Consider the following 21,616-nt stretch of genomic DNA (forward strand, 5'->3'; position numbering starts at 1 on the left):
CAATAAAAGCAGCGAACTAAGGTTCCTAACTATGCAATACAAAAAACCCGCTATTAGCATCACTAATAACGGGTTTTCATATCAACCATACCTTACAGGAGCTTGGTTATTAATTTTTAAGTTTAGCCTTTAAGCTTTGCGCTTCTTCTTGCACATCATCCGGGCCATTATTAATGATCTCATCCAGGATTTTAACTGCTGAGTCTGCATCATCAATCTCAATATAGGCATGTGCAAGATCAAGCTTAGCTGAGTAACCCCCGCTTTGGGTATCAACATCCATAGGGTTATCACCAGCCAGAAGTGAATCATACTCACCTAAACCAACATCCATATCGACGTCTGTGTAAGGTTCGTGATCTAAATCAGCTTCATCGCTTTGCTCTAACAATGCATCAATATCAACAAAGTCATCCTGCGCTAATGGCTCAGTAACCTCAGGTTGCTCAATAGGCTCTTGCAACGAGGATGCGCTTTCGTCAGCTAAGTCTTCACTTAGTAAGCTATTAAAATCAACATCAAACTCACTACTGTCACTTAAATCAACATTTTCAGGTTCTGCCAGTTCATTAAGCAAGGCATCAAAATCAGTTTGTGTTAAATCAGCCATGAACTCATCGTCAAGCTCATCATCTGAAATCATGTCTGATTCTGGCGATACTGGGCTTTGCGTTAAATCTGCTTCACGGTCAGCGTTCGTTTGCTCGTCAGTAAACTCTGATGATTCAGCTAAAACATCAAGTTGTTCATCATCAAACTCATCGTCTGTGCTAACGCTTTGCTCATCTGTAATTTGTTCAGTCAGCTTTTCAGGCTCTGAAGCTTCATTATCTAGACCTTGCGCAGTGTTTGACTCTGAAAACTCATTGTCTAGTAATAATTCATCATCAAAATCGTCTTCTAAGCTATCGAGATCATTGCCTGCGGATAGTGCATTAGCGAGATCTTGCTCTGCTTGACTTGGTGACATACCCGTTGCATCACCGTCTAAATTATCACCTTGAAGCTCTTCTGGTGTTAGTGATTGATGCTCTTCATCAGATAAAGGCAACTCATCATCAAGCTCTAACTCAGGATACTCTTCAAGCTCTTCACTCGGTGTAACTATTTCTGGCTCGTATAGCTCATCGTCATCTGTCGATAAATCATTGTTTTGGATATCACCAGCAAGCGGATCATCACCTAAATCAATTTCATCTTCATCAAGCTCATCGTTTAAATCGTCGAGTGACCAATCAGGAACGTGCTCATCTTCATCGCTTGTTTGCTCAAGTTCACTTAAAAGATCATCAACGCTTTTAAAGTTTTCACCGTCGTACTCGTCGAGCGCATCTTCTGGGTCGAGTAAGGTTGAAGACGTATCGGTAAAGTCATCTTCTGATTCAACGTCAAACTCAGGATCTTGTTCAAGCTCTGGTTCTACTTCAAGCTCTGGCTCTACTTCAAGTTCAGGCTCTGCTTCAAGCTCCGGATCTGCTTCAAGCTCAGGCTCTGCTTCAAGCTCAGGCTCTGCTTCAAGTTCAGGCTCTGCTTCAAGCTCCGGATCTGCTTCAAGCTCAGGCTCTGCTTCAAGCTCAGGCTCTGCTTCAATTTCAGGCTCTGCTTCAAGCTCAGGCTCTGCTTCAAGTTCAAGCTCTACTTCAAGTTCAGGCTCTGCTTCAAGCTCAGGCTCTGCTTCAAGCTCAGGCTCTGCTTCAAGTTCTGGCTCAACTTCAAGTTCAGGCTCTGCTTCAAGTTCTGGCTCTGCTTCAAGTTCAGGTTCTGCTTCAAGTTCTGGCTCAACTTCAAGCTCTGGTTCTGCTTCAAGCTCTGGTTCTGCTTCAAGTTCAGGCTCTACTTCAAGTTCAGGCTCTGCTTCAAGCTCAGGCTCTGCTTCAAGCTCAGGTTCAGTTTCAAGTTCTGGCTCTACTTCAAGCTCAGTTTCTACTTCAAGCTCAGGCTCTGCTTCAAGTTCAGGCTCTGCTTCAAGCTCAGGCTCTGCTTCAAGTTCAGGCTCTGCTTCAAGCTCAGGCTCTGCTTCAAGCTCAGGTTCTACTTCAAGTTCAGGCTCAACTTCAAGTTCAGGCTCTGCTTCAAGTTCAGGCTCTGCTTCAAGTTCTGGCTCTGCTTCAAGTTCTGTCTCAGCTTCAATTTCTGGCTCAGCTTCTACTTCAAATTCAGATTCTACTTTAAGTTCATCATCTACACCATCAACTGACCAATCTGGTGTTTCTACATAGTCGTCGGTAGGTTGTTCTAACTCACTTAACAGATCATCAATACTTTCAAGGTTTTCATCGTTAAATTCATCTAAGGCATCCTCTTGATCGAGTAATGTAGAAGATGTATCGGTGAAATCACCTTCAGATCCAACGTCAAACTCAGGCTCAGGTTCAAGTTCTGCTTGAAGCTCCGGCTCAGCTTCAAGCTCTGGGTCTACTTCAAGCTCTGGCTCTACTTCAAGCTCTGGTTCTACTTCAAGTTCTGGCTCTGCTTCAAGTTCAGGTTCAGCTTCAAGTTTTGGCTCTGCTGCTTCAAGCTCAGGCTCTACTTCAAGCTCAGGCTCTACTTCAAGCTCAGGCTCTACTTCAAGCTCAGGCTCTACTTCAAGTTCAGGCTCTACTTCAAGTTCAGGTTCTACTTCAAGTTCAGGTTCAGCTTCAAGTTCTGGCTCTGCTGCTTCAAGCTCAGGCTCTACTTCAAGTTCAGGTTCAGCTTCAAGCTCTGGTTCTACTTCAAGTTCAGGTTCTTCTTCAAGCTCCGGCTCAGCTTCAACGCCTGGCTCTGGCTCTACTTCTGGCTCAGCAAAAGATGAAGCGATAGATTCTACATCTTCACTATTTAACTCTTCTTGCGCGTCAGCTAAATCTTCAATTGAGTCCGCCAATGCATGATCTATTTCAGAATCATGAACATCACTTTCAGGTTGCTCCGCATCCAGTACATCGTCAATATCTACTTCGTCTTCATCAACTAGGCTGTCGATGTCTGGCTCTTCACTTTGAGCCTCAGTAGCCGATTGTTCTGCATCAAGTAAATCGTCAATATTAACTTCATCGTCTTCATCAACTAAGCTGTCAATATCCGCGTCTTCACTCTCTGCAGCAGCGGGTTGCTCTGCATCAAGCAAGTCATCAATGTCAATCTCGTCATCTTCATCTACTAAGCTGTCAATATCCGCGTCTTCACTCTCTGCAGCAGCGGGTTGCTCTGCATCAAGCAAGTCATCAATGTCAATCTCGTCATCTTCTTCAACTAAGCTGTCAATATCAGTTTCTTCACTCTGTGCAGTAGCGGGTTGCTCTGCATCGAGTAAATCGTCAATATCAAATTCGTCATCTTCTTCAACTAAACTGTCAATATCAGTTTCTTCACTCTGTGCAGTAGCGGGTTGCTCTGCATCGAGTAAATCGTCAATATCAAATTCGTCATCTTCTTCAACTAAACTGTCAATATCAGTTTCTTCACTCTGTGCAGTAGCGGGTTGCTCTGCATCGAGTAAATCGTCAATATCAAATTCGTCATCTTCTTCAACTAAACTGTCAATATCAGTTTCTTCACTCTGTGCAGTAGCGGGTTGCTCTGCATCGAGTAAATCGTCAATATCAAATTCGTCATCGTCTGCTGATGTGTCAGTTGCCTGCTCATTATTTTCATCGAGTAAATCATCAATGTCGAAGTCTTCGCCCTCTTCGGCGAGCTCTTCACTGAGTGCAGCCATATCATCATTCGATTCACCTTGGGGTTCATCTGGTAATGAATCGTCATCTTCTTCATCAAACAGGCTATCTAAATCATCCGCACTTAAAATATCATCCGATTCGTCAAGATTAATTGTATCGCCCGTGTCATCTTCATCAGGGCTATCAAAATCTTGTTGCATGAAAACATCAAGTTCATCGCCCTCAGTATTTTCATCTTCAAAAACAACATCATCATTAAGTAAGCTTTCTAACTCATCTTGATCTAATAAACTGTCATCATCGAGATCATCATTAAACTCCACATCATCATCAAGTAATACGTCATCCATGTTCTCATCTAACTGCACACTTAAATCATCAAGTGGATCGGGAGCAGGCGCTTCGTCAAGCGTGGGTTCTGGCATTTCATCTAGAGGGTCAGTATAAGCAGGCGCTTGTGGTATAAATTCATCATCGTTACTCTCAGGCTCTTGGTTATTATCACGCTTACGCAGCCACATAACTACAGCAAAAATAATCAACAACGCTGGAATGGTCATTAATAAAATGAGTACCAAAGGATTCGAGAGTAATGCAGCAAAGCTAAATTCATTCTCTTGCTCTGCATCTTTTAATTTTTGCTGTGCAATGATCTCGTTTTGCTTAACGATTAATTCTTTTAACTGTTGTTGAATTTCACTATCTTGGCCTAGTTGTAAACGAACGTTTTCTAACTCGTTTGAAATACCTGTCAGCTGTTTTTTAAGGTTGTTGTTTTCAACTAAAATCTCTTCTACGTTACTAACCGAACTTTTAAACTGCTGCTGAAGCTCAACTAATTTATTACCTTGATCTGTTTTAATCGCTTTTAATTCTTGTTGTAATTCTTTTTTGGCTTCATCAACGTCTGCTTTGCGGGCTTGGGTTACTTGTGTTTGTGCTGAATTGATCTCTGCTTGAGTGAGTGTGCCATTTTTCTTTTTTTCCCACAGTTCATCGTCTTGCTCAGAACGTTGCTTAGCTAATTGCGGGTTTACTCGTCTAATTTCTGCCAAAGTAGGTATTTTTAAATACGAACCACTTTGCATGTGATTTAAGTTTTGTTCTAAAAATGAGTTGGGGTTTTTGTTATACAAGGCCTGCATAACTTGATAAATGCTGACTGAGTTATCTGGGCGAACTTTAACGGCAATACGCCAAAGTGTATCGGTTGGTTTTATTGGCCCAATAGAGCGACCCTGCGCGCCGTAATCTGCGCCTTTAGGCCCTCTTAATTGGGTACTGTCTTGAGAGTAAACAGTCGTTACCATCAGTGCAGACGCTAATATAATAAGTGAAACGAAACCGCGCATGCTGATCCTTTAATGTTTAAATGTTAACGCAGCGCTTTAAAATTGGCGCTTAAACATTGATTATTCTTGCCGTTGTTAGCCACGTGGCCAACGCACATTTTTATTACAATCTATTTTTATTGCAAGCTCTATTCCAGTTACAAACTATAAACCAGTTAAGCCATAATATCCATCGCAACGCATTGAAAATAAATACCTTAAACATCATGATAAAAATGTTTTTATGTTGTTTATCAAGATGTTTACACTCTCTCAGTTAATAAGTGGCAAAAAAATGGCGGTTAAAGCATAAAAAAACGGCAAACCACTGTGGTTTACCGTTTATTGAAATTATCACTATTTTCAGGCTAATTACATATAATTAGCAATCAGTTCTTCTGCTATTTGTACACTATTGGTTGCAGCCCCTTTACGGGTATTATCACTTACTACCCACATATTTAATCCATGTGGGTGTGAAATATCAGCACGTAAACGGCCGATATAAACAGTATCATTACCACTGGCATCCGACACAGCCGTTGGGTAGTCGCCAGCATCATCAATTAGCTCAACACCTGGCGCATCACTCAATAGTTGCTTTACATGCTCAAAATCATAAGGCATACGCGTTTCAATATTAATTGACTCAGAATGACCAAAAAATACAGGGACGCGAACACAAGTCGGGTTTACCGCAATGGTTGTATCGCCTAAAATTTTATGCGTTTCGTTTACCATTTTCATTTCTTCGCGCGTATAGCCGTTATCTTCAAAGCTATCGATTTGCGGTATTACATTAAACGCAATTTGCTTAGGAAATATTTCGTTTTCCATTGGGCGTGCATTCATTAAATTTGCAGTTTGTTTAGCCAGTTCATCAACTGCCTCTTTACCCGCTCCCGACACCGCTTGGTAAGTTGAAACGTTAATACGATCAATGCCGTATGCATCATAAATAGGCTTAAGCGCAAGCATCATTTGAATGGTTGAACAATTAGGGTTGGCAATAATATTACGATTTCTAAAATCGGCTAAACTCGATGCATTTACTTCTGGCACAATGAGCGGCACTTCAAAGTCATTTCTAAAATGAGATGTGTTATCAATAACGATACAGCCAGCGTCTGCGGCGATAGGGGCATATTTTTCAGATACACTGCCACCAGCAGAAAATAAACCGATATGCGCTTGGCTAAAGTCAAAGCCTTCAACATCACGTACTTCTATGGTCTCACCACGAAACTTTATATCTTCGCCAGCACTGCGGCTGCTTGCTAATAAAAACAGCTGATCGACCGGAAATTTACGATCTTCCAAAGTTTCAATGATTTGACGACCTACAAGGCCTGTAGCGCCGAGTACGGCAACGTTATATTTTTGCGACATATTTCATCCTCTGTAAGCACGATTAAAACAACCGTGCTAATTAAATTAGTTTGCTGTAGTAAAACCAAGCTGCGCAAGTGCAGCAAGCTCGGTGCTATCACCTTCAACCACCACGGTGCTAAACTCACGTCGGGTTGGATAATTTTTTCGTAAACTGTCAAAGCCTTCATCGGCCAAGTGACGCAGTAAAATGCCATCATCACGGCGTACGTCATAAACTAAGTGCACTAAACGGGCTATATCTGTTTCGCTAAAACTACTTCCTAGGGCGACTTTTTTAATTGCAGGAGGCGGTAAAAAATCATCAAGTGATTTTATTGCGTTAACCCCTTTTAGCTCACACAAGCTTTGATACAACATTTGTGTACCCCGAGCTTTACCCTCAAGAGTATGTCCGGCAATGTGCACACTGGCATAGCGAACATGCTCAAGTAACTCGGTTAAAATGTTAGGTTCGTTTTCCCACACATCCAACACTAAATCGAGCTCAGCGCCTGCTTCCATCACCTCAAGTAATGCTTGATTATCAATCACATCACCTCGGCTGGCGTTAATTAAAGTAAGTCCAGGTTTAAGCGTAGTTAAGCGCTTTTTATCAAGCATGTGCAGTGTTTTATGCGTACCTGTTTTTACTAACGGCACATGAAACGTGACTATATCTGACTGCGCTAATAGCTCATCAAGCTCAACGTGCTCGGGTAATAGCCCTTGCTCATGCTTTATTGGGTCGCACAATAGTAAATTAACGTTAAGTGCTTTTAGCTTGTGCGCGAGGCAACTACCAATATTACCCACACCCACAATACCAATTGTTTTCCCGCTTAATGGGCTGGCGTTTTCTTGACTTAATGCAAATAAACTACTGATCACATATTCAGCAACCGCAATCGCATTGCAGCCAGGCGCACTGGTAAAATCAATATTTCTTGCGTTGAGCAAATCGGTATCAATATGATCCACACCAATAGTGGCTGTACCTACAAAGCTTAGCTTATTAGCCTGTGCTAATAATTCACTATTGACCTGCGTGACTGAACGAGTGAGTAATACATCAACATCAATGAGTTTTTCTGGAGTTAATTGCCTGCCATCAAATCGTTCAACCTCACCCATATCTTTAAAGAATTGCTCAACTAAAGGCATATTTTGATCGGCAAGAATTTTCATTGTGAATCCGTTTGGCAAAATGAGACCCTATTGTAACGAACAACCGCCTATTTGCACAAACGAAAAAGCCGAGCATTTTGCTCGGCTTTAAAATAGTTAAAGGTTTACTTAGCCTTTGTATTTGCTCATTACTAATGTGGCATTGGTGCCGCCAAAACCAAAACTGTTAGACATAACCGTATTTAGTTCAACGTCTTTGGCTTCAGTTACAATGTTCAAGCCCGCTGCTTGCTCATCAAGCTCATCAATATTGATAGATGGCGCAACAAAACCATGCTCAAGCATTAGCAATGAAAAGATGGCTTCGTGTACACCTGCCGCACCCAGTGCATGGCCTGTCATTGCTTTAGTTGCGCTGATCATTGGCGAGTTACCACCAAATACTTCTTGAATAGCGCCCAGCTCTTTCACATCGCCTACGGGTGTTGACGTACCATGGGTATTCAAGTAATCAATGCTATCAACGTTTTGCATTGCTTGGCGCATACAACGTACTGCGCCCTCACCTGATGGTGCAACCATATCGTAACCATCTGAGGTTGCGCCGTAACCGGTAATTTCAGCATAAATGTGCGCGCCACGTGCAAGTGCGTGTTCTAGCTCTTCAACAACCACAATACCGCCACCGGCTGAAATCACAAAACCATCACGGTTAGCATCGTATGTACGTGATGCTTTTTCAGGTGTGTCGTTATATTTAGTCGAAAGCGCGCCCATAGCGTCAAATTCCATCGCTAGCGTCCAGTGAAGTTCTTCACCCCCACCTGCAAAAATAACGTCTTGCTTGCCTAGTTGAATCTGCTCAACGGCATGGCCAATACAATGCGCAGAGGTTGCACACGCAGAGCTAATTGAATAGTTAACGCCTTTAATTTTAAATGGCGTTGCTAAACATGCCGAGGTGGTACTTGCCATAGTACGTGGCACCATGTAAGGGCCAACGCGCTTAACGCCTTTTTCACGAAGAATATCAGCCGCTTCTACTTGCCACTTTGATGAACCGCCGCCAGAACCCACTAATAAACCAGTGCGCTCGTTTGATACTTGTTCGTCGCTAAGGCCCGCATCTTCAATCGCTTGTGCCATTGAGATATAAGAATAAGCCGCTGCATCACCCATAAAGCGCATTGCTTTGCGGTCAACATGCTCTTTAACATCAATATCAATTTTACCTGATACATTGCTGCGCAATTTGTAATCAGCAAATTCTTGGTTAAAAGCAATACCGCTTTTACCCGCTCTTAGTGACTCTAATACTTCTTCTTTATTATTGCCGATGCTTGATACAACACCGATGCCTGTTATTACGGCTCTTCTCATGGGTAATTCCCTTAGCTTAATACTTAATTGTGTTCTATTTTACGCGAATTTAATCACCTAAGTGGTCAGCTTTCTAGCGTACACTTGTACTCTGAACCTACAGCTTATAAATAACGCCAGACTATTTCAAAGAAAACACGTAAAATAATTAAAAAATTATCTATAAAATTGAATTGGTCATGATAAAAAACGCCCACATACACTTTAATGATTTAGGGACACCGGTTGCTAATGACTTTGATGATGTTTATTTTTCTAATGACGACGGCCTCGCTGAGTCTCATTATGTGTTTTATCAACAAAACAATATAGAGTCACGGTTACAAAATCATGACCGTGAGCACTTTGTTATAGCCGAAACCGGTTTTGGTACAGGGCTTAATTTTTTAAATGCATGGCAGCAGTTTTATGACCACCTGCAATGCCCACAAGTTCAAAGTCAACAGTCTAATAACGTGCAACGACTGCATTTTATTTCTTTTGAAAAATATCCACTTAGCGTAAATGATTTAAAACAAGCCTTGCAAGCTTGGCCTAGTTTAAGTCATTTAAGCGCCCAACTCGTCTCCCACTACCCGATTAATTTAACCGGTTGTCATCGCCTTGAATTTGCCAATGGCCTTGTGGTGCTCGACCTCTACTTTGGTGATGTGCTGGAATGTATTAATAGCATGAGCTACCCACAAAGTGGACTGGTTGACGCATGGTTTTTAGATGGTTTTGCACCGAGTAAAAACCCCGACATGTGGCAGCAAAGTGTATTTAATGCCATGGTCGATATTTCTAGAAGCAATGCCACATTAGCCACGTTTACCGCTGCGGGCTTTGTGCGCAGAGGACTAAACGAGGCAGGCTTTAGCATGCAAAAAGCCAAAGGCTTTGGCCGAAAACGAGAGATGCTAGTTGGCACACTCGCTCAGGCTAATTCAAAACAATCGGCCCCCGCCTATTTTGAGCATCACTTCTCTCCCCTTACCAATGTGGCTGTTATTGGCGGTGGTATAGCCAGCAGTTGTATTCTTTATAGCCTCGCGAAACGCGGTATACCAAGCCACTTATTTTGCCAAGATAAACAACCGGCCATGGGGGCATCTCACAATGTACAAGGGGCGATATATCCGCATTTACAAGCAAAAAATTCGCCACACAGTGAACTATTTGCCCATAGTTTTTTATATGCAAAGCGCTTGTACAATCAATTACTCAATAATGGTTTTTTGTTTGATCACCAGTGGTGTGGTGTGCTGCAACATGCAGTAAAAAAACCATTGGCAGAGCGTCATCAAAATCTCGCTGATAAACAACTGTGGCCAGAGCAGCTTATGCGAAATGTGACTGCTGATGAGGGTGATGCTATTGCTGGGGTTAAAACAGGTTACTCAGGGGTGTTTTTTGAACAAGGCGGCTGGGTTAATCCCCCCCAGTTAGTCAGTGCTATGTTAGATGCCGCACAGCAATTAAATGAGTTTGAGAGCCTATTTAATTGCCACATTGAGCAACTTAACAAACAACCCGATGGCTGGTACTTAACCACGCAAAAACAAACATTTGGCCCCTTTAGCGATGTGATTATTTGCGCCGGTGAACACAGCGATGCATTTGCGCAAACTAAAACGCTCCCTATTGTTGGCGTACGCGGACAGGTGTCACATGTTCAAGCAAGCACGCAATCACGTAAGCTAAAAACCGTGTTGTGTCACAAGGGGTATTTCACCCCCGCTTATTTAGATCACCATTGTATGGGCGCCACCTTTGAAAAGAACAGTAAAAGCCGTGAAGTGACCGAGCAAGATAATCAAACTAACCGCGAGCAACTGCTGAGCTTTTATAACAACACTGAATTTGCAACCAGCTTAGGCGATATTAGCTCTGCTAAAGCCGCTGTTCGCTGTAGTTTTATTGATCACTTACCTATGGCCGGTGAATGGGTGGAGCAAACTGACTATACACATGCATTTGCTAATTTACGTTTGGGTAAGCGCTATCAATACCAAGCATTAAAAAAACCACAACAGGGCCTGCATATTTTTACCGGCTTTGGCGCGCGAGCATTATGCAGTGCACCGCTATCTGCCGAGCACTTAATTAGTAGTTTAAACAATGAACCTCGCCCACTAAGCGAGCGCGTAAGCCAAGCTATTCACCCAGGCCGCTTTATTGTTCGTGACCTTATTCGCAATAAAATTTAAAGGTAATAATACCTACAAAGCCCTCTACTGTAATTACCAAGAACGCAGTGTACGTATTGGCTTATACCAACGTAGCTTTGTAACCGAAGTAAGTATAATGATCGAGTAAAAAGTTCTAAAAAACGCCTTAAAAAATAGCTGATTTTAATACTCAGTTAAGTAATAACTTTTCACTAATATGTTTTTTTTAAATAAGCTCGTTTAAATCCCATTTACTCTTTAAAAATAATTTCCTACCCCAAGGTCTGTTTGTACGAACAATCTTTACACTATATTGAGAAGGAATTAATTATGAGTAAGACTTTAATTATTGGCGCAAGTGGTCAAATTGGTAAAATGGCTACCAAACTACTTTTAGAAAATGAGCAAAATGTTGTTGCACTTGTAAGAGACAAAAGCAAACTGCGTGATTTAGATAGCCCATTTTTAAGTATTGTTGAACAGGATTTAGAAGGTGACTTTTCAAGTGCCATTAATGGCTGCGACCAAGTTATCTTTGCAGCAGGTTCAGGTGGAAGTACAGGCACAGATAAAACCGTACTTATTGATTTGTGGGCAGCGACAAAAGCAGCAACTTATTCTAAAGAGCACGGTGTAAAACACTTTATTATGGTCAGCTCTATTGGTGCAGACGATCCTGATGCGATAGATAGTGACTTAAAGCCTTATCTTGTAGCAAAACATATGGCTGATGAGCATTTAATTCACAGTGGACTCAATTACACAATTGTCCGCCCAGGAACATTAACTGACGAAAGTGCCTCTTTGCAAGTAACAACAGAGCGCCCTAGCGATCAGTCAAAGGCTAAAATTAGCCGCGAAAATGTAGCCAACGCTTTGCTTCACGTTGCTACAAACTCATTTAATAGCAATCGTATTTTTGAGTTATTTGATGGCGACAAACCAATAAAAGCCGCTATTAAGTAAGCATTACACTCACCCCTTGCCATGCAAGCTGCATGGCAAGCAGAGTTAAAATCACTTTAAAAATAACCCTAAAACGTGCCACCGATAACCGCTTAAGTAAACGAATCCCTAACCAAGTGCCAATGGCTCCGCTTAAAATCATCGCCAGTGTTAACGGCAACCATTGCCAAAAGCTAAAACCCAGCCCCGCATAAACAACGGCTTTTAAGCTATGCTGCAAGGTCATAATACTTGAAAAAGTCGCGGTAAATTTAAGCTTATCGTAATGATTAATGTGTAAATAACTCGCCACCAGAGGCCCACTTGCTCCCACAAAAGTAGAAATAAATGCCGTAATTACACCCGCTATTAAACGCCCTAATCGTGAGTCTTTATTAAATTCAGGGATTGTTCCCCACAGTAAATAAATCACAAATAAAGCCACAAACAGCTTCATGCTATCAAGGTTAATATCGCTTACTACTTGGCTTGATAGCCCAGCACCAATTAACCCACCCAGAGTAAAATACAACAGCATCGGCTTATCAAGATGGGCAATACTTAACAACAACCGATTGGCATTAGAGCCTAACTGCACTAAACCATGAACAGGCACAACCACCGCCATCGGCATAACCGACGCCATTACCACCAACAGCATTAAACCGCCACCCGCACCAAAGGCCGCCGATACAAACGAAGTAAACCCCGCCAGTAAAATAAGTAACAGCGAGATCAAAGGGGAAATGTGTTCAGCTGTAAAAATATTCATATCAAAGCTCGCAGTTAATCATTGGCTCATAATACAAAAAATAAGCAAGTAAGCGACTAGTCTATTAGTTGTAAGAGGTTCGGGGTTCGCAAGATAAACCAAAGCACAATAAATTCAATAATTTTAGCCATAAAAAAACCCGCGACTTGATTGCTCAAGTTGCGGGTTTTTTAGGGTTTTTAAACAAACGAATTTAAAAACCGTTATTGGTGGAGCTGGGGGAGTCTGAACCAAACATATAACCAATTGAAAAATATATAGACAAGCAAAATAAAAACCTGCTGTTGTTACTATTATTGTTACTTATTATCTTTCCGTGGGTTCAACTTCTCGATTTGCAGCTGAATCGACTGTATTAATAACTACATTATTTGGATTACATTTAACTTTTGTTCATACGCTTTTTAGTTTCATCTAAAAACGCGGCTGATACCCTATGATCAACTTTAAAAATCGTGTCACACTTCTTTCCAGTGGCTTTCAATTCAATGTCTGCCTTGGCGAATTCTTCCAATCGCTCAACGGAAATATCAATTGCAAAATACTCATGCACAACTACATAGCTAACACCCATAGCTGAATTGGATGCAACATTACGATCTACCTCATGAAGTTTGTACTCTCTCCCAGTAGAATCATAGGCGCTATTTATAAAACACCAGCCATTTTGTGAAAACATCTTTCCGTATAATTGAATGAAGTCAGGTGTACTTGAATCTTTTCCGTACTTTGCACGATAATTGTAGTTTGTTACAGGTTCTGACATGCCGCCCACATAAACCTCAGACCTTAACCACCCTTCAGACTTAAACTTATCGTAATTATAAGTAATACCTTTAGCCGCAGCCTCCTTACTACCTACATTTACATTATAAGCACAAGCATTTAATAAAAATACCGATGCGCCAAATAGTGCTAAATTTAATATTTTCATACAATTCCCTTTATATAGTTTAACAGTCCTAGGGTTAATCAAACCCCAGCTCTTCTTTACTAGTTTTTGGTTTTTTTAAGCCGTTATAGCTTATTGAGAGCACAACATGCGCACTAAGCCCAGCATTAACAAAGACTAAAACTAGAGTAAAATCACCACTCACCCATTGCATTGCTGTTTTATTATTCTCTAGTTGAGTGTACTTACCGAACAATGTGGTGAGCTTATTTAATAACAACGGATAGTCTTCAACGTCAAAATATACACCAACGCCATTAAGCCGCATTTCAGAATCAAACACAAATGACGTATTTCTATTTTGCCTTTTAACCCCTAATACTTCTTTTGAATCTTTCAATTCAAGCCAAGCAATATCACCAACACTTTCCTTGGTAGTATTGGGTAATTTGTTTGCGACAGCTTCAATCGTATCACCCCACTGTGTACCAAAAACACCATCACCAAACAGCTCTGCAATAGTTGCCGCTTTTACAGGGAGTAAAAAAAATAAAAATAAAACACTTAAAAACAGCCTCATGGCTTTCCTTAAATTTAGTAGTAGAAACTGAATAAAGATATAAACCTATACCTTATACTAACACCAAAACCTAAATGGCTTGCGAGTATTTATGCAAACAAATGTAAGATACCGACTTAAAACTTTGTAGTAAAAAGCTTACAAAGCTATAAGCCTAATATGATGCATGTTTAAGAGCTTAATGAATACACGTGCATATCTCTCCGCAAAACAGCTGTAAGGTGTTTATTTGATACTGTCTTTTTATAAGCCTAAAATGATAGGTTTTGTAAGGTTTTGTTAGGCTTATTAAACTAAGTTTTACTAAGTATTAACGGCTCATACAGTTGAGGTTTTATCAGGTATAAAGGCTAGGATAATTTAGATTTCATCAGTACAAAAACAAATACATTCGCTAAGCTCTTAAAATAAGTAGAGCCATTTAAAAATCAATTTTTGACAATGTTTGATAACCTGACAGCAAACAAAGTTAGATATAAAGTGTTTAATTGCTTTGTATTGTATACATTCCTTAAAGCTTAGGTTTAACCCTACTTGAGCCGTGGTTTTTAGTTTGTGCTGGTTTATAGCCCTTCCCTCTGGCTTTAGCAAGGTAAGACATACGCCATATAGCGCCTTGCTTTTTATCATGCTCATATCGTTTAAATCTATAAAAACAATTTTTTGGAATCCATGGACGCACACCCAATGTATTTCCCATTTCTAAAATAAATTCATTTATCTTACTTGGGTAGCATACTTTGTTAGCATCAAGAATAACTACCACATGATAATGCTGCTTTTTCGCTCTTTCTTGCTCCCGCGTCCAATGGTAGCCAAAGATAGGCATTTTATACCTTTGCTTTATAAAACCGCTTAAACTTTCCATAACAGCAATAATAAAACGGTTATCATTTGTTTGATATGGAATACCGATATCAAATCGTAAAACTAAAACTTGGCTATAATGTGTTAAAACTGCCTCAAGCTGATCTAACATACTCTTCATTTGCGCTGTGTAAATGCCGCTCTTTGACGTATGAACTTGCCAAATGTTCTGTTTATGGCAAATTACAGGTGAGTGACTCACATACTGATAATTAGACACAAATACTTCCTATTAGATAATATAAATATCCGAATGATAAAAGGGGTGTTTTCACTAGTGTCATTATTCCACGGCTGGCTAACTCGACTTTATACAGTAAGTAGTAACTAACAACCTTCATTTTTAATGAAAACAAACCTATAAACCACTGCCGTTAAAGACCGCAATAAAAAAGGCTTAAGGGAAAAGACTGGATACACACGCCCTTCAATGTTAGTGGAAACTCACCTGAAAGCATTTTTATTATGAGCTTTACTTATTATATAATGCTTAAAGCTAGTGGCAGTTTAGCTACTCGCCACCAGCCCTCGAAATAACCAATCTAAAGCCGTCTAACTAACCATTAGTCGGCTTTTCCTTATCAAAGACAGGCTCATTAGCCGCACCAGTAACCTTTAAATGCTCGGTCACAATAATGGTTTTAACCTGCTCAATACCAAGTTGCTCAAGGATTTTAACAAGGCTCTTTTTTGCCCTTTGCTCTCTTTCCTTTTTGACTTTACGCTTAACTTTTTCACGCTGAGCCGCTCGTTTATTGAAAAACTCAAATCGTTGTAGCTCTGTCATAGAGTGAGAAACCTTTAGCCCAACCTCACGCTTACTTTGATAATCAATAAAGCATTTCATTTTAAGGTGGCTATGCTTTGCATCTTCCTTATCTAATTCAACATCGGCATACCCTCTACCAATTGGGCTTGTAGATTGACCGTTAAGCCATGCGAGCAAGATTGAACGGTGAATAATGTCCATTCGAACTAGCTCCTCAAAAGCTTCTGGTGCTAACTTTTCCAAATATTCCAATGTGATTGGTGTTGGCAGTTCATTTAAATTAATCATTAGCTGCCTCCAAGTGAGTGTATTGCTTAAGTAGATTTTTGCGCTTTGCGACTAGTTCACGAACAAATTCTTTTATCTGCTCATCGTTGTAGCCTGCAATGGTTACTGCTAAGGTTGCGTTTATTTCATACTTATAAAATGCAACTCCGCGTTTACCTATTTTTATAGGTGGAGGTATTAGCCCATCATTAATTTTTTGCTGAAATAGGGTTTTACCACATGCCCATAATGGACGTGCCTGCTCTTTTCTAGTTAATTCAAGTAGTGACATTTAAGACCTCCTAAGGTCGTTAATAAGTTTGCAATACAAATATTAACCTGAAGAATTATTTAAGCTATTTCAGTTTCCTAGTCATGTATCATCGTGATAAATATCAAGGTGATTTATCACTTTTTTGTAGGATTTCTTCTCTTATTTTTCTAATATGATTCTTGATAGCTTGATCACCTATCGTTGGGTACGTGTCCTTAGTAGCTAAAAAATCCTTATATTTTTTAACATAGCGCTCAAGCTTATAATCTTTTATTGCCTCACCAAAACTTCTAAAATCTTGACTTATCAGATGCTCAATATCACTTCTTATCTTTTCGGTTGAAATATTAGGCTTACTTCGTTTGGCTCTATTTTTCTTTGATTCCAACTTTCTAGTTTCATTTAAAGCCCAACTAGCTCCCTTTGTATCACCACTACACACCCCCATTTGATAAGCTCTCTTAATAAGTTCTTCTATATATAATCTTGAATACATTCTAACGTGAGTCGTCACATCAATATCATTGCCGTGTGACACATCAAAGTTCTGTATTAAACCATATTCAAGTGCATGTTCAGCTTTATCGACGTCAACTTGATTTAGCAAATCTGCATGAGAAGTTACTAAGTTCTCTATATAAATTTCGATTGCTTCAAGCGATTTCTCATAATTTTTAATAGCTGATTTAGATGGTTTCCCAAATCTATGGGGGATGTATTCGATTTTCATTTCAATACCTTTAGATAGCTAAGCCCAGCTAACGAACTACTTCCACTAGCCGCATTTTCTATATACTCAGACCACCAGCACATCATGGTTTTTCTTCGTTCAAAGTAGTCAGTGCGGTTATATGCTCGCCTTACTTCGTTTGTATCAACATGCGCTAAAGCTGCCTCTATTACGTCAGGGTCAAATCCTTGTGCATTAAGCGTTGTACTGGCAAGCGAGCGCAAGCCATGTGCCACCAGCTCGCCTTTAAACCCCATACGCTTTATTGCTGCATTGGCTGTTTGCACGTTCGCGTGGCTGCGTGGGTCTCTATCAGCGGGAAATACATATTCACGGTGCGCACTTATTGGTTTCATTAATTCAAGTAAAGCGAGTGCTTGCGGTGTAAGGGGTATGCGTTGCTCTTTGCCCTTTTTCATTTGCTCGGCTGGTATAACCCACACGCCAGTATTTAAGTCTATATCTTGCCATTTAGTTGTTGCAGCCTCATTAGGGCGTGTCATGGTGTGTAACTGCCATTCGATTAAACAACGCGTTGTAAGCTTAATACTGGCACGATTTAAGGCACTCATTAGCTCAGGTAGCCTATCCACTTCAATAGACGGCATAGCGCTTTTTTTAGGCGCTTGGAATGCTTGCCTTATATTCGCTAGTGGATTGGCTTCTATAAGCCCACAGTTAACCGCATGCACCATTACTTCGTTAATACGCTGGCATAGTCTTTTTACAGTCTCTAAGCTGCCCTTTGCCTCTATGGGTCGCACTAGCTCTATTACTTGAAAGGCTTTTAATTTACTTATTGGTTCATCACCAAACGCAGGAAAGGCATGATTAGTTAACAGATTTAAAGCGGCTTGTGCTGTTTGTGGTTTTATTTCTGTTTTCTTTTTCTCAAACCACATTAAAGAAACTGCTTTAAATGTTTGTAGGTGTGTTTCTTGTGCTTGCTTTTCATCTAGCTGGCGCTGGTGGATAGGGTCTATATTTTCAAGCACTAGGGCTTTATATTTTTTATGACGTTCTCTAGCCGTTTTAAGACTTATATCAGGGTAAGAGCCAAGCCCCATATTTTTACGTTTTTTAGTAATTGGCGCTGTGTAGTTATAAAGCCAAAATTTACCACCACTGGGCTTTATTCGTAATGTTAAGCCGCCACCGTCAGTAAGGTTATATTCCTTAGCTTTTGGTTTAGCCGAGTCGACTTGCTTTGCTTTGAGGTTGTGAATAGCCATTTGTAACAACGATCCCTATGTAAAATTCCAGTTGTTACGTTTAGTGTTACAACAAATCGCGGTTGTTACAAGTTTTAAACGGTCACTAATGGTTAAACTATAGGCATAAAAAAACCCGCAAGGCTCGAATTAACTAGCGTTGCGGGTCTTTTACGGTTCTTAGCAACGTATCTAAAAACCTTTATTGGTGGAGCTGGGGGGATTTGAACCCCCGTCCGAAAAGCCTCGACCGTCGGTACTACATGTTTAGTATTGTCATTTAATTAACCTTTAAATCCCGGACAAACACGGTAGATAAAGGCGAGGCCGCTTAGTTTTAACGCTTCAACCCCGGCCAGGGTTTCCGTCGCGATCAGGTGTTAGGGTGACACTCCAAAATCCAGTCCACAAGAATACATGGAAGGAGCGCTAGCCAGCCTAAGCTGCTAGAGAGTAGTTATCGTCGTTTGCGATTACTTTAAATTGCGGCTTTTTTACGAGGCAAACCGCACCTCGACATGCACCTTGGGCTTCTTGAATTCCGTCGAATCCTAATCAGCCCCTGAATAAGGTTACTCATTCAGAGCGTGCGAGCAGTATAACTGAGTAACCCATCAATACTCAACACCTTAGGCGTTTTATTTTATTGGTTGGTTAATCCTGCATCAAACACACTTTTAAATGTAAAATATTGGATAATTAAGAAACAATTACTTAACAAGTATGATGCTTTATGCTCAAATGTAGGGCTAGACCTTGGTCTAATACAATATAAAAAAATAATAACAGGCATATTACCTAGAGGATTTATAAATGTCGGTTTTTTCTTTTGATGAGCAAACGGGGCATATCTCTTTGCTCTCCCACCCTAATGTCTCAGGTTTAGCCTCAACAGCAACACAGCTTATTGAATTAATTAGTCAGTCAGAATATTGCGAGTGTGACATTATTGTTAGCAATATTGGTAAGTTGTTTGCTCAAAATAACGACGAAGAGATCCCCTCTTTGGTGGTTGCTCAAGCCATTGATGCAAAGCTAACCATTAACATTGATGAAAAAAATATGCTTGTTGAAGCTACCCTTATTACTGCTAAGGGCGGTAAATTACTTAACATGGAACAAGCAATTGACGTGTTAGCTCAGGCAGGGATTGTAAAGGGTATTAGCTCTCATGCATTAGAACAGTTATTGGCACAACAATTTGAACACCCCTCAGGAAGCACGCATTGCGCTGAAGTCGCTTTTGGTCGCGCGCCTAAAGTGGGTAACGATGCCAAATTTGTGCGTCTTTGCTGCACAGCGCAAGACCGCGTACTTAGCCCGCAAGCTAAGGGCGGTGGTAAAGTCGATATGAGAAACCTAGGTGATATTATTACTGTAAAACCTGGGTGTGAACTAATGCGGCGTATTCCAGCAACATCGGGAGTTGATGGCTTTACTGTGTTTGGAGATGTGCTAACTGCAATCCCTGGCAAAGAGCATAAATTACAACCTTTTGACGGTACTAAAATTGCGCCCGATAACCCCAACTTACTAATTGCCGACTGTACTGGTGTACCGGTTGCCCTTCCCCGTGGTATGCGTGTTGATGATGTTTTATGTTTTCATAATATTGACCCAAGTACCGGCCATGTTGAATTTGATGGCAGTATTATAGTCAGTGGTGATATAAAAGATGGCATGCGCGTGACTGCTACCGGCGATATTACTGTTTTAGGTTTTGTTGAATCGGCGCAGTTAAAAAGTAATAACGCCATCACAATAGTAAAGGGGGCAATTGGCAGAAAACGAGAAGCCGATGAGCCATTCACCTGTTCTATTTTTGCTAAACGAACCGTTGCTCTTGGTTACTCTCAATACTGTGACATAAAAACGGAGCAAAACTTATTAATAGAACGCCAATCATTACATTGTGACTTGAGTGCTGGAAATTTAATTAGGGTTGGCAGCGCAAAAGATCCTAAAGGGAAAATTATTGGTGGTCATATTCTAGACGCAATGCGCATTGAAACAGGTGAATTGGGCGCACCAGCAGGAACTAAAACCCGTGTTTGCATCGCACAGCGATGGTATGTGCTAAAACAAAAACAAGCGCAAATCACTGACTTTGAAAAAGTTTTAATCAGTAAGTCAATTGAACTACAGCAAGCGCGCCAGCGAATTAATAAACAAGTTGCAAGCGCACAGCGTCAGCAGTTTTTGAATAAAATAACAACGAATGAAGAACACATAGCAAACCGAAGCGCCAGTATCAGTCAGCAAAAGCAGTTGCTAAGAAAGAAAATGACGCAGCTTTTAGCGCTCAGTCGTTTGAAAGTTAATGAGCTTATGCACCCCGGGGTGGAGCTTAAAATTGCACGAGAATCAATTAGCTTTTCGCGTAATTATCCACCACATTTAATCACTCACAGTGAAGGTAAAATAACGCAATCGTTTTAATAACGCATATTAAGACTGGCTCAGCCCACACAGTGAACACTCATTAATATGAGCTGAGTTTATGCTAATCTTGGTTGCTTACTTCGTCTTCGTTTTGTTGTGTTTCATCTATAGCAAGTGGCCAACCACCTAGTTGCTGCCAACGATTAACAATTAAACAATATAATTCAGCGGTGCGTTCTGTATCGTATAACGCAGAGTGTGCTTGTTTGTTATCAAACTCTATTCCTGCCGCGCGGCATGCTTTAGCCAATACTGTTTGCCCTAATGCCAAGCCTGCAAGTGATGTGGTATCAAAACTAACAAACGGATGAAATGGTGTGCGCTTAATATTATTACGCTCAATAGCCGCATTTAAAAAGCCATGATCAAAAGCAGCATTATGAGCAACCACCACTGAGCGCTGACACCCTGCGGCTTTTTGCGCTTTGCGCACTACTTTACAAATTTCTTTAATGGCTTCTTCTTCTGGGACTGCCCCTCGAAGTGCTGAAAAAGGCTCAATACCATTGAACTCAATGGCGGCTTGTTCAATGTTTGCGCCCTCAAACGGTTGCACATGAAAATGAACAGTATGATCTATGCTAAGCAATCCCTCGTCATCCATTTTTAAAACGGATGCTGCAATTTCTAGTAGTGCGTCGGTTTCTTTGTTAAAACCGGCGGTTTCAACATCAATAACCACAGGAAAAAAGCCACGAAAGCGTTGTGCGAAAAGTGTTTGCTCAGTATTTGCCATAGTATTCTTGGTTTATAGGGATTAGCTATCTATTATGTCAAAATTAGGGGGCTGTCGGCTAGGGGATTTATTGATTTATTACAGCTAAACTATAGGCATGTTACTTGCTATG

16 protein-coding genes and 1 other RNA gene are annotated in these 21,616 nt (G+C 40.7%); 3 read left to right on the plus strand and 14 right to left on the minus strand.

Translation table 11 applies throughout. The features are described from left to right. Positions 1 to 109 precede the first annotated feature (109 nt). The 4 genes from PTET_RS11055 to fabB all read right to left on the minus strand — a co-directional run bounded on the left by PTET_RS11055 (position 110) and on the right by fabB (position 8,869). Positions 110 to 5,014 carry a FimV/HubP family polar landmark protein gene (locus tag PTET_RS11055; RefSeq protein ID WP_096038638.1) on the minus strand — a complete coding sequence of 1,635 codons (4,905 nt, stop codon included), beginning with the start codon at positions 5,012 to 5,014 and terminating at the stop codon, positions 110 to 112. Between the two features lie 351 nt (positions 5,015 to 5,365). Then, complete coding sequence (locus tag PTET_RS11065; protein ID WP_013465468.1) at positions 5,366 to 6,382, minus strand: aspartate-semialdehyde dehydrogenase; 1,017 nt, start codon at positions 6,380 to 6,382, stop codon at positions 5,366 to 5,368. A gap of 45 nt (positions 6,383 to 6,427) precedes the next feature. Further along, positions 6,428 to 7,549: a 4-phosphoerythronate dehydrogenase gene (locus tag PTET_RS11070; RefSeq protein WP_096038639.1), complete on the minus strand. Its 1,122-nt coding sequence runs from the start codon at positions 7,547 to 7,549 to the stop codon at positions 6,428 to 6,430. 108 nt (positions 7,550 to 7,657) lie between these two features. Then, positions 7,658 to 8,869, minus strand: a complete 1,212-nt coding sequence (gene fabB / locus PTET_RS11075; RefSeq protein WP_013465470.1) for a beta-ketoacyl-ACP synthase I — start codon at positions 8,867 to 8,869, stop codon at positions 7,658 to 7,660. A 179-nt stretch (positions 8,870 to 9,048) separates the two neighbouring features. Here fabB and mnmC point away from each other — a divergent pair, with 179 nt between their 5' ends. Further along, positions 9,049 to 11,058, plus strand: coding sequence for a bifunctional tRNA (5-methylaminomethyl-2-thiouridine)(34)-methyltransferase MnmD/FAD-dependent 5-carboxymethylaminomethyl-2-thiouridine(34) oxidoreductase MnmC (gene mnmC, locus PTET_RS11080; protein ID WP_096038640.1), 2,010 nt, complete (start codon positions 9,049 to 9,051; stop codon positions 11,056 to 11,058). 291 nt (positions 11,059 to 11,349) lie between these two features. Next, entirely contained in the window at positions 11,350 to 11,985 is a 636-nt protein-coding gene (locus tag PTET_RS11085; protein WP_096038641.1) for an NAD(P)-binding oxidoreductase, read from the plus strand. On the opposite strand, the gene PTET_RS11090 is transcribed toward PTET_RS11085, so the two are convergent. The 9 genes from PTET_RS11090 to ssrA form a co-directional block, all read right to left on the minus strand. Further along, entirely contained in the window at positions 11,978 to 12,736 is a 759-nt protein-coding gene (locus PTET_RS11090; RefSeq protein ID WP_096038642.1) for a sulfite exporter TauE/SafE family protein, read from the minus strand. The two genes, PTET_RS11085 and PTET_RS11090, sit on opposite strands and share 8 nt — an antisense overlap. A gap of 382 nt (positions 12,737 to 13,118) precedes the next feature. Then, positions 13,119 to 13,670 (minus strand): hypothetical protein, encoded by a 552-nt coding sequence (locus PTET_RS11095; protein ID WP_013465475.1) that lies wholly within the window; start codon positions 13,668 to 13,670, stop codon positions 13,119 to 13,121. A 34-nt stretch (positions 13,671 to 13,704) separates the two neighbouring features. Continuing rightward, on the minus strand, positions 13,705 to 14,208 hold the full coding sequence (locus tag PTET_RS11100) for a hypothetical protein (protein WP_013465476.1): 504 nt from the start codon (positions 14,206 to 14,208) through the stop codon (positions 13,705 to 13,707). A 511-nt stretch (positions 14,209 to 14,719) separates the two neighbouring features. Then, the gene (locus tag PTET_RS11105) at positions 14,720 to 15,295 is read right to left on the minus strand and encodes a YagK/YfjJ domain-containing protein (RefSeq protein WP_008465776.1); all 576 of its coding nucleotides are present in this window, start codon (positions 15,293 to 15,295) and stop codon (positions 14,720 to 14,722) included. Positions 15,296 to 15,631: 336 nt separating this feature from the next. Continuing rightward, positions 15,632 to 16,132: a hypothetical protein gene (locus PTET_RS11110; RefSeq protein WP_008465777.1), complete on the minus strand. Its 501-nt coding sequence runs from the start codon at positions 16,130 to 16,132 to the stop codon at positions 15,632 to 15,634. Then, positions 16,125 to 16,403: a helix-turn-helix transcriptional regulator gene (locus PTET_RS11115; protein WP_013465477.1), complete on the minus strand. Its 279-nt coding sequence runs from the start codon at positions 16,401 to 16,403 to the stop codon at positions 16,125 to 16,127. The genes PTET_RS11110 and PTET_RS11115 overlap by 8 nt, the downstream gene beginning before the upstream one ends. A gap of 103 nt (positions 16,404 to 16,506) precedes the next feature. After that, entirely contained in the window at positions 16,507 to 17,115 is a 609-nt protein-coding gene (locus PTET_RS11120; RefSeq protein WP_013465478.1) for a hypothetical protein, read from the minus strand. Continuing rightward, positions 17,112 to 18,347 carry an integrase domain-containing protein gene (locus PTET_RS11125; RefSeq protein ID WP_096038643.1) on the minus strand — a complete coding sequence of 412 codons (1,236 nt, stop codon included), beginning with the start codon at positions 18,345 to 18,347 and terminating at the stop codon, positions 17,112 to 17,114. Before PTET_RS11125 ends, PTET_RS11120 begins: the two co-directional genes overlap by 4 nt. Before the next feature lie 185 nt (positions 18,348 to 18,532). Further along, positions 18,533 to 18,889, minus strand: a transfer-messenger RNA (tmRNA) gene (ssrA, locus tag PTET_RS11130). Positions 18,890 to 19,139: 250 nt separating this feature from the next. On the opposite strand from ssrA, the gene PTET_RS11135 reads away from it, so the two are divergent. Beyond that, on the plus strand, positions 19,140 to 20,765 hold the full coding sequence (locus PTET_RS11135; protein ID WP_096038644.1) for a DUF342 domain-containing protein: 1,626 nt from the start codon (positions 19,140 to 19,142) through the stop codon (positions 20,763 to 20,765). 64 nt (positions 20,766 to 20,829) lie between these two features. On the opposite strand, the gene rnt is transcribed toward PTET_RS11135, so the two are convergent. Next, positions 20,830 to 21,504, minus strand: a complete 675-nt coding sequence (gene rnt, locus PTET_RS11140; protein WP_013465481.1) for a ribonuclease T — start codon at positions 21,502 to 21,504, stop codon at positions 20,830 to 20,832. Between the last annotated feature and the right edge of the window lie 112 nt (positions 21,505 to 21,616).

The organism is Pseudoalteromonas tetraodonis, from assembly GCF_002310835.1.
GTDB classification, from domain to species: domain Bacteria; phylum Pseudomonadota; class Gammaproteobacteria; order Enterobacterales; family Alteromonadaceae; genus Pseudoalteromonas; species Pseudoalteromonas tetraodonis.

Excerpts from the sequence above, each read along its gene's own strand:
- PTET_RS11055 (WP_096038638.1), bottom strand. The coding sequence starts at position 5,014 with ATGCGCGGTTTCGTTTCACTTATTATATTAGCGTCTGCACTGATGGTA.
- PTET_RS11065 (WP_013465468.1), bottom strand. The coding sequence starts at position 6,382 with ATGTCGCAAAAATATAACGTTGCCGTACTCGGCGCTACAGGCCTTGTA.
- PTET_RS11070 (WP_096038639.1), bottom strand. The coding sequence starts at position 7,549 with ATGAAAATTCTTGCCGATCAAAATATGCCTTTAGTTGAGCAATTCTTT.
- fabB (WP_013465470.1), bottom strand. The coding sequence starts at position 8,869 with ATGAGAAGAGCCGTAATAACAGGCATCGGTGTTGTATCAAGCATCGGC.
- mnmC (WP_096038640.1), top strand. The coding sequence starts at position 9,049 with ATGATAAAAAACGCCCACATACACTTTAATGATTTAGGGACACCGGTT.
- PTET_RS11085 (WP_096038641.1), top strand. The coding sequence starts at position 11,350 with ATGAGTAAGACTTTAATTATTGGCGCAAGTGGTCAAATTGGTAAAATG.
- PTET_RS11090 (WP_096038642.1), bottom strand. The coding sequence starts at position 12,736 with ATGAATATTTTTACAGCTGAACACATTTCCCCTTTGATCTCGCTGTTA.
- PTET_RS11095 (WP_013465475.1), bottom strand. The coding sequence starts at position 13,670 with ATGAAAATATTAAATTTAGCACTATTTGGCGCATCGGTATTTTTATTA.
- PTET_RS11100 (WP_013465476.1), bottom strand. The coding sequence starts at position 14,208 with ATGAGGCTGTTTTTAAGTGTTTTATTTTTATTTTTTTTACTCCCTGTA.
- PTET_RS11110 (WP_008465777.1), bottom strand. The coding sequence starts at position 16,132 with ATGATTAATTTAAATGAACTGCCAACACCAATCACATTGGAATATTTG.
- PTET_RS11115 (WP_013465477.1), bottom strand. The coding sequence starts at position 16,403 with ATGTCACTACTTGAATTAACTAGAAAAGAGCAGGCACGTCCATTATGG.
- PTET_RS11120 (WP_013465478.1), bottom strand. The coding sequence starts at position 17,115 with ATGAAAATCGAATACATCCCCCATAGATTTGGGAAACCATCTAAATCA.
- PTET_RS11125 (WP_096038643.1), bottom strand. The coding sequence starts at position 18,347 with ATGGCTATTCACAACCTCAAAGCAAAGCAAGTCGACTCGGCTAAACCA.
- PTET_RS11135 (WP_096038644.1), top strand. The coding sequence starts at position 19,140 with ATGTCGGTTTTTTCTTTTGATGAGCAAACGGGGCATATCTCTTTGCTC.
- rnt (WP_013465481.1), bottom strand. The coding sequence starts at position 21,504 with ATGGCAAATACTGAGCAAACACTTTTCGCACAACGCTTTCGTGGCTTT.